The following is a 12468-nucleotide window of genomic DNA, read 5'->3' as shown; positions in this document are numbered from 1 at the left end:
TCAGACTCTTGACGCTCCAGCCTTAAAACACGCTAAACTGCGACATATCTTGCGGAGTGCAAAAGGAAAAGCGGTTATGCGCACTGTTTTAAATATTCTTAATTTTGTATTGGGTGGCTTCTTCACCACGCTCAGTTGGCTGTTCGCGACACTGATCAGCATTGTGCTGATCTTTACCCTGCCGTTGACGCGTTCATGCTGGGAAATCACCAAACTCTCGTTTCTTCCGTTCGGCAATGAGGCGGTGCACGTGGATGTGCTGCGTCCCGACAGCAAAAGTCACATCATGAACACCGGCGGCACCTTCCTGAATATTTTCTGGCTGATTTTCTTCGGCTGGTGGCTCTGCCTGTCCCACATCTCTGTCGGTATTGTGCAGTGTGTCAGCATCATTGGTATTCCGGTGGGAATCGCGAATTTCAAGATTGCGGCTATTGCACTGTGGCCGGTCGGCCGTCGGGTTGTCTCTGTGGAAGAGGCGCGTGCCGCGCGTGATGCCAATGCCCGCCGCCGCTATTAGTATTCTGTCCGGATGGCGTAAGTATCTTTTTAACAGCACCTGGCGTTACCTGCTGCGGATTCTGTTCGCCTTAACCGGCTGTGCAGCAGTGCCCTGGGTGCTGCAGCAGATTGAATGGACCATTCCCCTCACGCTTGGGGTGGTCTCCGCCGCGCTGGCCGATCTGGATGATCGACTGGCGGGACGTTTAAAAAATCTGCTGATTACCCTGTTGTGTTTTTGCGTTGCGTCGGTTTCAGTTGAACTGCTCTTTCCCCATCCGCTGGCCTTTATTATCGGTTTAGCGATCTCCACCTGGGGTTTTATTTTGCTGGGCGCCCTCGGGCAGCGCTATGCGACCATTGCTTTCGGCGCCTTGCTGATTGCCGTTTACACCATGTTGGGCATCGGACTGTTTTCCCAGTGGTATCTGCAGCCCATCCTGCTGCTGGTCGGCGCGCTCTGGTATAACCTGCTGACGCTGTTGGGCCACGTCATGTTTCCCGTTCGCCCGGTTCAGGAGCAGCTGGCAGCCAGTTTCTCGCAGTTAGCGCAATACCTGGACGCCAAAGCTAACCTGTTTGATCCGGACGCCGATGCGCAGGATGATGCCACGTTTGTTGAGGCGGCAATGGTGAACAGCCAGCTGGTCGCCCAGCTTAATCTGACCAAAACCACACTGCAAAGCCGCTTACGCGGCGACAGGGGCTCACGTGGTACCCGACGCAGTCTGCACTACTATTTTGTTGCTCAGGATATCCACGAACGCGCCAGCTCTTCTCATCTCCAGTATCATTTACTGCGCGGCAACTGGCGCTATAACGAAATTCTGTTCCGCTTTCAGCGCCTGCTGAATATGCAGGCTCAGGCCTGTCGGCAACTGGCCCGGTCTGTTTTACTGCGCGAACGCTGGGAACATGACAGTCGTTTTGAGCGTGTTTTTGAACGCTTACATAATGCGATTCAACGCCTTGAAGATAGCCATCCGGATGCCACGCATACCCGGGCCCTGTTTTGGTTATTACGTAATCTGCAGGCGATTGATGCGCAACTGGCTTCTCTCGAATCTGAGCAGGCACTGGCCGACGATCCGCAGCACAGCGACAACATGCTGTCACGTGAAGAGATCAGCGGCTGGAGCGACATCAAGCTGCGCTTCAGCCGCCACCTGACGCCCTCTTCGGCCCTGTTCCGTCATGCTGTCAGAATGTCAGTGGTAATGTGCACCGGGTACGGATTCATTCAGGTTACCGGTCTGGAACGAGGCTACTGGATTCTGTTAACCAGCTTGTTCGTTTGCCAGCCCAACTACAGCGCGACCCAGCGCAGGCTGGCACTGCGCATCGGCGGCACGCTGGCTGGCATTGCCATTGGGTTGCCTCTGCTGTGGCTGGTGCCCTCAGTAGAAGGCCAGCTGTTTCTGATTGTCGTGACGGGCGTACTCTTCTTTGCTTTCCGCCAGGTGCAATACGCGCATGCCACCTTGTTTATCACCCTGCTGGTTCTGCTCTGTTTTAATCTGCTGGGTGAGGGATTTGAGGTCGCGCTGCCGCGGGTAGTGGACACCTTACTGGGCTGTGCGCTGGCCTGGCTCGCCGTGAGCTTTATCTGGCCTGACTGGCGTTTTCGTCAGCTTCCGGCCGTTGCCACTCGCACGCTTAATGCCAACTGCCGTTATCTTGATGCGATCATGGAGCAGTACCATCAGGGCAAAGACAATCGTCTTGCTTATCGTATTGCGCGACGTGACGCCCACAACGCCGATGCTGAGCTGGCATCGGTGGTATCAAATATGAGCAGCGAACCCCGTACCAGCACTAAGCTCAGGGAGTCGGCATTTCAGTTACTCTGCCTGAATCACTCCTTCCTGAGCTATATCTCCGCTCTGGGCGCTCATCGCGACAAAGTGACCCAACCAGCCCTGCTGGCCCTGCTCGACGATACAGTATGTTATGTTGAAGATGTGCTGCAGACGGATGTCGTCAGCGACAGCCGGGCAGAGAAAATGCGTATTGAGCTGGTGCAGCGCATCGCGCAACTGACCGCCGAGCCCGATCCGCGTGCGCCGCTGGTTTTGCAACAGTTGGGCTTGCTGGTTGCCCTGATGCCCGACATTGCGCGCCTGCGACGCTCGCTGGACAGGCGCTAACGGCCTTTTTCTTTACATTCCGGCGTACTGAGTGCGGCCTGATACCATTCGCCTAACTCGGTTTTAATGGTTTGTGGCAGCGCCGCATGATGATGGCCGGAAATCGCCCCTTCAAGCGCTAATAAGGTTTTAAGGCCGAGGTGTTGATTATTGCGCCGCAGCCTTAACCAGCACTGCCTGGCCCCCGTTTCACGCAGATGTTTGACGGTACAAATACCTATCTCATGCAGCATCATTTCCAGTCGCAGGCTGACGTTTGGTAAGTCTTTTAACCGCACCTTACCCAGCCGCTCATTGTGCTCACGTTGGGCGGTCTGCAGAGACGCAGCAGAAAGGCGAACCAGATGCTCCGGATGCGCCCACAGGCGATCGTCTACCTTAAAATAGTTGAGGCTTACCGCAATACCCCGCTTATGGAATGTCAAGGGTTCCAGCGGCTGCTTTGCCCCATATTCCCGTAATGCTTCACTGGCACGTAAGTAGAGTTCGTCTTCTTTTACCAGCGCAAAAACCACGCGCTCAACAGCCAGTGCGTAGCCACCGAACTGGGTACGGGATTCAATTTTGCCCAGCGGTGCCAACTGCTGTATTGAGCGTAAAATTATCCGCTTCTGTTTCTTCATTTCATCACCTCCTTGTAACAAAAGCCTGCTAAAAATCTTACTATTCAGGAAGTTAGAAGATAATTAAATTCAGTTAGAGGTTCAATGAATAAATCCGTTTAAAGACAAGCTGATGCAAATTTTGCGAGGCGTTTTCAGAAATTCAGGTTGATCTTTATCCAGGATGCCATTACTGTACATCCATACAGTCAACTGCTGAGTGATTAATTTATGCGCACCCAACATACCAGTAATGTATGCTCTGCTCACCGTTACGCTTCGTCCTCTGTTCCGGCTACTCATAAAGGCTGGATTACTGAATTACGCTATAGCGAACAACCCGGAATGATGCAGATGCTGCTGTTACCACTGCTTCAGCAATTAAGCCAGCAGTCTCGCTGGCAGCTGTGGTTAACCCCCGCGCACAAGTTGAGCCGGGTCTGGATGCAGGAAGCCGGTTTGCCACTTGAGAAAAGTATGCATATCGCCGATGCTGAACGTTACAATGCCGTTGAAGCGATGATCAAAGCGCTGCGCACAGGAAATTACAGCGTGGTTTTGGCCTGGATTCCTTATGAATTAGACGTGGACGAACGTCGTGAACTTGAACGTGCAGCAGCGGAAGGAAAGGCGTTGGGACTGATTTTACGCTCGGGTGAAACCCTCAAAACGGCAGTAAGACCAGAAAACTCGCTAAAAATTCAGTCTGATTTGTTTCATTAAGTAAAAAATGAGATTTATCTCAAGCAGTTTTTTATCTCGCTCAAGGCTAAGGCACTGATTCTGCTCCCCCCAGCAATGACAACGGCTTAGCCCCCATTTTGTGGGGTAAGCGCCTCACAGAAGTTCAGGGTAAATTGTTAGAATTTATGTATAAAACACTGTTTTTTTACATAAGTGCCTCACATCACACTTGTAAGTTTCCAATCTCGTTGTAGACTTTATCTCGCCAGGGTGCTCAATAACCTCCGTTTTTTGCGGTAGAGTCATAAGCGAGCGTTTTGACCCGGCGAAGGATTAAACCAAGAGCAACCTTTATGCTCATTGCCTATTTGGATGATAACGAGGCGCAAAATGAAAAAGACAGCTATCGCAATTGCAGTGGCACTGGCTGGCTTCGCTACCGTAGCGCAGGCCGCCCCAAAAGATAACACCTGGTACACCGGTGCTAAACTGGGCTGGTCTCAGTATCACGACACTGGCTACTACGGTCACGGTTACCAAAACAACGACGGTCCAACTCATGAAAGCCAACTGGGCGCAGGCGCGTTCGCTGGTTACCAGGCTAACCCATACCTGGGTTTCGAACTGGGCTATGACTGGTTAGGCCGTATGCCTAATAAAGGCAACCAGGTAAATGGCGCATTCAAAGCACAGGGCATCCAGCTGGCTGCTAAACTGAGCTACCCAATCGCAGACGATCTGGACATCTATACCCGCCTGGGTGGCATGGTATGGCGTGCAGACTCTACTCAGCAGAACCTGGCTACTGGCACTCGCATCAGCGACCACGACACCGGTGTTTCTCCACTGGCAGCCGTTGGTGTTGAATATGCTCTGACCAAAAACTGGGCAACCCGTCTGGATTACCAGTGGGTTAACAACATCGGTGATGCACAGACCGTTGGTGCTCGTCCAGACAACGGCATGCTGAGCTTGGGTGTTTCTTACCGCTTCGGTCAGGATGATGTTGCTGCGCCAGCTCCGGCTCCAGCACCAGCTCCAGCGCCAGTGGTACAGACCAAGCGTTTCACTCTGAAATCAGACGTTCTGTTCACCTTCAACAAATCAACCCTGAAGCCAGAAGGTCAGCAGGCTCTGGATCAGCTGTACAGCCAGCTGAGCTCCATGGATCCTAAAGACGGTTCAGTTGTTGTTCTGGGCTTCACCGATCGCATCGGTTCAGAGCAGTACAACCAGAAACTGTCTGAGAAACGTGCTCAGTCAGTAGTGGATTACCTGGTATCTAAAGGTATCCCTGCTAACAAGATCTCTGCTCGCGGCATGGGTGAATCTAACCCAGTAACTGGCAACACCTGTGACAGCGTGAAAGGTCGTAAGGCCCTGATCGACTGCCTGGCGCCAGACCGTCGTGTAGAAATCGACGTTAAAGGCATCAAAGACGTGGTAACTCAGCCACAGGCTTAAGTTATCCGTTATGAAAAAACCCCGCTTATGCGGGGTTTTTTTTGGCCTGAATTTGTCAATGCTGCTCATCCCGTATCGCGAAGTCTGAATCCGTAATCTATCGCGTGAACTCAGGACTCTTTTTCAGACCCTGGATGACCTAATATTGCCTGCAGATCCTGCTTTAACGTTGACATCTGACTGGCATACTTCTCTTTACGTTCGGCATCTTCAATAAGCTGTACGATGGTTTCAGACAGCGTATTGTTACGACGTTGCGCCAGCCCTGCCAGTCGCTGCCAGACCAGATATTCCAGATCGATTGATTTTTTTCGGGTGTGCTGGTGCTCAGCATTGAAGTGACGTTTACGCCGGGCGCGGATAGTTTGCTTAAGCCGGTTATCGAGGTCGGGGTGAATATGCTGGCTGATCCAGTTGTTTATCTCTACCGGATTATTTTCCATCACCAGTAATTTATCCACCGCGGCCTGCGCAGCGCTAAGTTCAAGGTGACGCGTGATCAGTTCACCCTCCCGATGTTTTTTCACCAGGTATTTCCACTTCCATCCACTTTCAAGATTTTCGAGCTGCTGGTATTTCATCGGAATCTCATCGTGATCGCGTAACAAACTAAGAATAACAGCTTTTTTACCGGATGCAGCAACGAAAAACATGCTGCCAGCGTCACAACATCTGAATGAACTCTGCAGTGCTTAAGCAGGGTGAATCCTGTATAATCTCGCTTTTCTCAAAACAGACAAATGCGATTATTTTGACCAGCACTCAACTTACGTGGCAAACCTTACAGCCGGATAGCACGCAATATCAATCCGTTTTCTCCCGAATCGCTGATGAAGAGACCGATGCCCTGGCAACGGTACAGCCCCGACTGCTGAACGCGCTGGCCCACTTACATCATCAAAGTCAGGGTCTTCCCCTGCTGCTGGTTCGCAGCCAGGAAAACCGTGAATACCTTGCGCTGATAGCAGAGGCGGCTCAACGCGTTATGGGTGAGTCATCAACCCTGTCAGGCGGTGACTACCATATTCTGGCCGACAACGTCACGTTGCAACCGCCTACCGACAGCCAGCGCCCTTTTACCAGCCAGGGCGGGATTCACTATGCTGACTGGATCGAGCAGGAGCAGCTGTTTGGCTGCGTGCGGATGCACAAAGATCGGATCCAACTTGAGCCAGGGCTGATCCATCGCGCCAATGGCGGAACGTTAGTCCTTTCACTTCGTGCTTTACTCACTCAGCCGCTGCTGTGGCTGCGTCTGAAAAAGAGCATTGAGCAAGGCTACATCGAGTGGCAATCCCAGGACGAACGTCGTCCCCTGCCGGTTTCCGTGCCTCCGCTCCCGCTCAAGCTTAATCTGGTGCTCTGTGGCGAGCGCGATACGCTGGCCGATTTTCAGGAGCTGGATGCTGAAGCGCATGAAATGGCGATCTACACCGAATTTGAAGAAAATATTCAGATTGTGGATGAAGACGACATGCTCGCATGGTGTCGCTGGACGGTCGATCTGGCCGGGCAGGCTGATATTGCTGCACCCGACGAAGACTTCTGGCCCGAACTCATCAAAGAAGGTGTACGTTACAGCGGCGATCAGGATACGCTTCCGCTCTGCCCTCGCTGGCTGCTGCGCCAGCTGCGCGAGACCGCGTTGATGGGAGAGACGCTCAGTGCTGAAGCGCTGCGTGACGCCCTGGAAGCACGCCTGTGGCGTGAAAACTACCTTAATGAACGTATGCGTGATGAAATCCTGCTACGACAGATTTTGGTTGAAACGGAAGGTGAGGTCGTCGGCCAGATAAACGGCATGTCCGTTGTGGAATATCCCGGTCATCCGCGCGCCTGGGGCGATCCCTGCCGTATTACCTGTGTGGTGCATCCTGGCGACGGTGAATTCACCGACGTCGAACGCAAAGCGGAGTTAGGCGGCAATATTCATGCGAAAGGCATGATGATTATGCAGGCCTATTTAATTGCTGAACTGGAGCTGGATCAGCAACTGCCCTTTTCCGCTTCGCTGGTATTTGAACAATCCTATTCCGAAGTTGACGGCGACAGTGCATCGCTGGCAGAACTGTGCGCATTAATCAGCGCCCTTGCCGGTGCGCCACTGAATCAGCAGATTGCGGTTACGGGCTCGGTGGATCAGTTTGGTAATGTGCAACCGGTTGGTGGGCTGAATGAGAAGATTGAAGGATTCTTTGATATCTGCCATCAGCGCGAGTTAACCGGTCAGCAGGGTGTCATTATTCCCGCCTGTAACGTTCGTCACCTTAGCCTTAACCAACAGGTGGTGAGCGCGGTGGAAGAAGGACGCTTCCATATCTGGGCGATCGACAGTGCGGATGAAGCGCTGCCGCTGCTTACGGGGAAAATATGGAATACGGAAGACGGCGAAGGCGAATGCCTGCTGCGCACCATTCAGGAGCGCATCAGTCAGATGAATCAGCCTGAGCCCTCACCGCGATCCTGGCCGCTGCGCTGGCTTAACTGGTTTAACCACCGCTAATCCTGTTTGCTCAGCGTACAACTGTTCGCTAATATTCGTGATTCACTAAAAGAAGGCATATTAAGAACATGGTAGATAAACGCGAATCCTATACCAAAGAAGACCTGATTCTGTCCGGTCGCGGTGAACTGTTCGGCGAAAATGGTCCGCCGCTTCCATCCGGCAATATGCTGATGATGGACCGCGTGGTCAAAATGACCGAAGACGGTGGTAAATACGATAAAGGCTTCGTAGAAGCTGAACTGGATATCAATCCGGACCTGTGGTTCTTTGGTTGCCACTTTATTGGCGATCCGGTGATGCCCGGCTGCCTGGGTCTTGATGCAATGTGGCAGTTGGTTGGCTTCTATCTCGGCTGGTTGGGCGGCGAAGGCAAAGGCCGTGCGCTGGGTGTGGGCGAGGTTAAATTCACTGGCCAGGTTCTGCCAGAGGCGAAAAAAGTCACCTACCGTATTCACTTCAAGCGTGTGATCAACCGTAAACTGGTGATGGGCGTTGCAGATGGTGAAGTGCTGGTTGACGGTAATCTGATTTACACCGCCAGCGATTTAAAAGTCGGTCTGTTTAAAGATACCGCAGCGTTCTAATCGTTCCTCAGAAACGAAAACCTCCGCTTAGTGCGGAGGTTATATCCCTTTTCAGTGACATCCGGCTAAGCAGCAGCCGACCTGTCCTCCATGGCTTGTCGCCAACCTCCCAACCAGTGAGACTTAGCATCTATCATTTGATACGGACACATCTCTTTAGAGCGTCCTGTAATACCTGCTTGATAACCACGTGAATGGGCGCGCTCAAGGCGGTCTCGTTTCTGTCTCTTCATACTCCGTGTCCCTCATGTAAGGTCTGTGGAATCTGGTGGAAAGAAAAAGGTGACTAATAAATGTTCAGCCACCCTTTTGTTTTACTCGCTCTGTATGAAAAGATCAATGCGCAATATTCACGCCAATGTCACAAATGTGACCTGAAGTAGACATGAATTTTCTGTTTCGTGATGTAAGCCTATTGCTTTATCCACATGATTTATATAGAAACCCGATGTTATGTCAGAAAATAAGCTCTAACCGAAACAACAGGTTAACTACAAGCCCGTTCCTGTCGAATTCTCAGAGGCCACATTGCGGGCAATCTGTTGCGCAATTTGCTGCCAGCCCTGAGCAAGGGTTTTGACAAGGGCATCATAGCCATCTTCCTGCTGTGGCAACACCAGGTTGAAAGCCTGCTTTGTGAAGCGTCCCTGATGTTCCAGCGTCCACTGCCCGCTAATGACCGCTTTGCCGTCATAGCGTCCCTGGAAATCGTTGACCGTAATGTTCAGGGTGTCATGTTCCTGCCCCATTAACGTCTGGGTTACCAGCCGACCCGGTAACGCTTTGGTGAGATTGGTTATCATCGTTTGCTGTAGCTGCTGATCGAGCGGGCTGGCCCACAAATTATTGGCGGCGATAACGTATTTAACATCGCTGGTTTGATACACCAGCCCATTACCCGCCAGATAGTCCGGAACCACAACCTGCTGTACCCATAAGGTCGGCTGTGCATTTGCCTCACTGCTGATCACCTGCATCGAGGCCGCCCCTGAGGGCAGCTGATAGTAAGTGGTATTGACCGTGCTGCTACAGGCACTCAGTGCGAGAGCGGCCAAAAAAACGAGTCCTTTTTTCATTGTTTTGCCCTCTTCGGCTGGGGATCCTGTCCCGGTTTTGCTTCAAACACTAACGCATTACTTTTGGCATTTAGCGTCTTCAGCACTGGCTGCAGTTCGCGCAGCACCTGATCAAGCCGTTGCATATCGCCCACCAGCTTGCTGTAGGCCGGTGAGCCAGGCTGCAGGCCTTTCATACTGCGGTTGAGCTCACGTAGCGTTTGCTGCGTCTCTTCCGGCAGCGTTTTCATCGCCGGACTGCTGGTTACAACGTTAATGTTGTCGATGGTACGTTGCAGATCGCGCAGAGTTTTCTGGCTCTCCTTCAGCGTTCCGGTGGCTTCCGACACCATATTGTTGAGCGGTAGACCGTTAATTTTATCCAGCGCAGCCATCAGTTTCTGCTGAATCTGGCTCAGGCCACCACTCACCGTCGGGATCACTTCATAACCCGCGACTTTATCTGGCCCTTTATAGGCAGGGGCATTGTCATAGAAGTCGATATCGACAAACAGCGCGCCAGACAACAGGTTGCCGGTTTTCAACGTTCCGCGCAGGCCACGTTTCTTACCGTCCTGCAGATGCTGCTCAAGATCGAAGTTTTCACCCAGACGGCTAATAAAGCGATCGGGTTCAATGCGAATCAACACCGGCACGCGGTAGTCATTATTCAGCGCCTGCGCAGTGCCCGCATTCATGAACGGCACCTCCGCAACGGTACCCAGACGAATGCCGCGGAATTCAACCGGCGCGCCCACCTGCAATCCACGAATCGAATCAGAGAAGAACATCAGATAGTCGATATGATTGGTATACAGTGAATCCTGAATACTGCGCTGATCGTCAAACAGGTGATATTCAGTCTGATTCTGCGCCGCCTTACCTAAATCCCAGCCGTCAGGCACGTCAAAGCTGACCCCGCCGCTAAAAAGCGTGGTGAGCGACCCCATTTCAACCCGCATGCCTGATGCCGACATATCCACCGCGATGCCGCTGTCTTTCCAGAAGCGCACATTCGTCGTCACCAGACGATCGTAAGGGGCGGCGACAAACAGCTGATAGGTCATCATGCGCTTATCGGTGTCGAAGCTGCTGGTTTCAACGGTGCCGACACGATAGCCGCGAAACAGCACCGGATCGCCAGCGTTAAGCTGCCCCGCTTTTTTGCTGTCGAGTGTAATACGAATACCCTTCGCATCAGGCGGCGCTAACGGCGGCGCATCCAGCAAGGTGTACTGATCCAGGGGATCTTTTTTGGTACCAGGCTGCAGCTCGATATAGGCACCAGACAGCAGCGTTCCTAAGCCCGTAATGCCTTCGCGACCGACCTGCGGCTTAACGACCCAAAATACGCTGTCACTGTGCAACAGCTTTTCCATACCTGAATTCAGTCGGGCTTTAATCTCAACGTGATGGAGATCGTCTGTGAGGACGGCACTCTCGACCACACCGACATTGACGCTGCGGCTTTTGATGGTGGTTTTCCCGGCTTCAATTCCCTCTGCGCTCTCGGTGATCAGCGTCACTTCCGGTCCCTGATGGCTAAAATGATAAAACAGAATCCAGCCGCCAATTAACAGCGTGACAATAGGGACGATCCATACCGGTGACCAGCGCTTAATCTGATCCACTTTGGCATGACCGTGATTATTTTCCGTCAAGATGCGGCTCCTTCATATTTTTCTCACCAGCACGATCCCAGGTTAAGCGCGGGTCAAACGTCATTGCTGCAATCATGGTCAGAATCACCACCAGCGCAAACAACACCGCTCCCCATGCCGGATACACTTTCATTAACTGTCCCATACGCACCAGCGCGGAGAGCACGGCAATCACAAAGACGTCGATCATTGACCAACGCCCAACAAACTCAACCACCTCATAGATCAGGTGCATTTTATGGCTGTCGCGCTGCCCGCGTCCGCTGGCATCCCAGCACAGCCAGCCAATCGCCAGCATCTTCAGAGACGGAACCATAATACTGGCGATAAAAATCACCAGCGCGACCGGATAAGATCCATCGCCCCAAAGTAAAATTACCCCGGCCATGATGTTCGAGGGCATCGCCGATCCCAGCGTTTCGGTAATCATAATCGGCAGCAGATTGGCGGGCACATAAAGCATAACGGAGGTTATCAGCAGCGCCAGTGTCCACTGCAGGCTGTGTTTACGGCGGGCATCGGCAACCACGCCGCAGCGCGGACATTCCCGCTGTGTCACAGGTAACACCGCAGTGCAGCACGGACAGGAGCGCAGGCCCTGGGTTAATCCACTTACGCCTGCCTGGGGCGCATGGGGTAAAGACGGCATCGCTTCAATACGATCCCACAGCCAGCGGCGATCCAGGCACTGAAACGCGCGCAGTTGCAAAAGACAAAACAGACACCAGGGCCAGAAGCTGGTTTCGAGGCCAATTTCGCCATAGGCCATGAGCTTGACGAAACTAACCAGCACTCCGGCCATGAAGATTTCTGCCATTCCCCAGTTGCGCATATGAAAAAGGATACGCGCCAGGCCCAGTTTCAGGCTGACGGGCATTTTCACCTGATTGACCAGCAGGACAATGGTGATCATACAAAAGGCGGGAATTCCCTGGACAAACAACAGGAACAGTGTGGCCAGGCTGGCGTAATCGTCGGCCACCATCACCCTGGGGATTTGCATCAGGCTGATCTGACTGGACAGCCCGGCGACTTTCATGGTGATAAACGGAAACAGATTGGCAAGCACCAGCATAAACAGCGCGGCCAGCGCGTAACCGGTCGGACGCTTACGCGGCTCCGACCAGTTGACGGTCAGTGAGGTATGGCAGCGCGGACAGGACGCTCGGCTGCCAACGGGAATGGCCGGCAGTTTTACCATTAAGTCGCACTGTGGACAGAGCATCCACGCGTTCGTTTTGTCTGCTGAACACATTCCCGCCCC

12 protein-coding genes are annotated in these 12468 nt (G+C 52.8%); 6 read left to right on the top strand and 6 right to left on the bottom strand.

The window, feature by feature from the left end; genetic code table 11:
• Positions 1-76 precede the first annotated feature (76 nt).
• The gene (locus NYE92_RS22095) at positions 77-520 is read left to right on the top strand and encodes a YccF domain-containing protein (RefSeq protein WP_014606171.1); all 444 of its coding nucleotides are present in this window, start codon (positions 77-79) and stop codon (positions 518-520) included.
• Positions 501-2648: a YccS family putative transporter gene (gene yccS, locus NYE92_RS22090; RefSeq protein WP_259019516.1), complete on the top strand. Its 2148-nt coding sequence runs from the start codon at positions 501-503 to the stop codon at positions 2646-2648. Before NYE92_RS22095 ends, yccS begins: the two co-directional genes overlap by 20 nt.
• Here yccS and NYE92_RS22085 read toward each other — a convergent pair.
• On the bottom strand, positions 2645-3271 hold the full coding sequence (locus NYE92_RS22085; RefSeq protein WP_014593353.1) for a TfoX/Sxy family DNA transformation protein: 627 nt from the start codon (positions 3269-3271) through the stop codon (positions 2645-2647). The genes yccS and NYE92_RS22085 overlap by 4 nt on opposite strands.
• Before the next feature lie 210 nt (positions 3272-3481).
• Between NYE92_RS22085 and sulA the strand changes: the two genes are divergently transcribed.
• Together sulA and ompA are read left to right on the top strand one after the other, a co-directional pair.
• Positions 3482-3973, top strand: a complete 492-nt coding sequence (gene sulA / locus NYE92_RS22080) for an SOS-induced cell division inhibitor SulA (protein WP_013025278.1) — start codon at positions 3482-3484, stop codon at positions 3971-3973.
• Positions 3974-4324: 351 nt separating this feature from the next.
• Positions 4325-5398, top strand: a complete 1074-nt coding sequence (gene ompA, locus NYE92_RS22075; protein WP_015700636.1) for a porin OmpA — start codon at positions 4325-4327, stop codon at positions 5396-5398.
• A gap of 110 nt (positions 5399-5508) precedes the next feature.
• Here the strand turns inward: ompA and matP are convergent, their stop codons facing one another.
• Positions 5509-5979 carry a macrodomain Ter protein MatP gene (gene matP, locus NYE92_RS22070; RefSeq protein ID WP_014606174.1) on the bottom strand — a complete coding sequence of 157 codons (471 nt, stop codon included), beginning with the start codon at positions 5977-5979 and terminating at the stop codon, positions 5509-5511.
• Positions 5980-6074: 95 nt separating this feature from the next.
• Here matP and NYE92_RS22065 point away from each other — a divergent pair, with 95 nt between their 5' ends.
• Positions 6075-7901: a Lon protease family protein gene (locus tag NYE92_RS22065; protein ID WP_105079700.1), complete on the top strand. Its 1827-nt coding sequence runs from the start codon at positions 6075-6077 to the stop codon at positions 7899-7901.
• A gap of 68 nt (positions 7902-7969) precedes the next feature.
• On the top strand, positions 7970-8488 hold the full coding sequence (gene fabA, locus NYE92_RS22060) for a bifunctional 3-hydroxydecanoyl-ACP dehydratase/trans-2-decenoyl-ACP isomerase (protein WP_008925876.1): 519 nt from the start codon (positions 7970-7972) through the stop codon (positions 8486-8488).
• 65 nt (positions 8489-8553) lie between these two features.
• On the opposite strand, the gene rmf is transcribed toward fabA, so the two are convergent.
• The 4 genes from rmf to pqiA all read right to left on the bottom strand — a co-directional run bounded on the left by rmf (position 8554) and on the right by pqiA (position 12459).
• On the bottom strand, positions 8554-8721 hold the full coding sequence (gene rmf / locus NYE92_RS22055) for a ribosome modulation factor (RefSeq protein WP_006118662.1): 168 nt from the start codon (positions 8719-8721) through the stop codon (positions 8554-8556).
• 258 nt (positions 8722-8979) lie between these two features.
• A complete protein-coding gene (pqiC, locus tag NYE92_RS22050; protein ID WP_015700637.1) occupies positions 8980-9564 on the bottom strand; it encodes a membrane integrity-associated transporter subunit PqiC in 585 nt (194 codons plus the stop codon).
• Positions 9561-11204 (bottom strand): intermembrane transport protein PqiB, encoded by a 1644-nt coding sequence (pqiB, locus tag NYE92_RS22045; protein WP_013025273.1) that lies wholly within the window; start codon positions 11202-11204, stop codon positions 9561-9563. Before pqiB ends, pqiC begins: the two co-directional genes overlap by 4 nt.
• Positions 11191-12459, bottom strand: a complete 1269-nt coding sequence (gene pqiA, locus NYE92_RS22040; RefSeq protein ID WP_013025272.1) for a membrane integrity-associated transporter subunit PqiA — start codon at positions 12457-12459, stop codon at positions 11191-11193. The genes pqiB and pqiA overlap by 14 nt, the downstream gene beginning before the upstream one ends.
• Between the last annotated feature and the right edge of the window lie 9 nt (positions 12460-12468).

The organism is Pantoea sp. B566, from assembly GCF_024793925.1.
Taxonomy (GTDB): domain Bacteria; phylum Pseudomonadota; class Gammaproteobacteria; order Enterobacterales; family Enterobacteriaceae; genus Pantoea; species Pantoea ananatis.
This window is presented reverse-complemented; position numbering and strand designations above follow the sequence as displayed.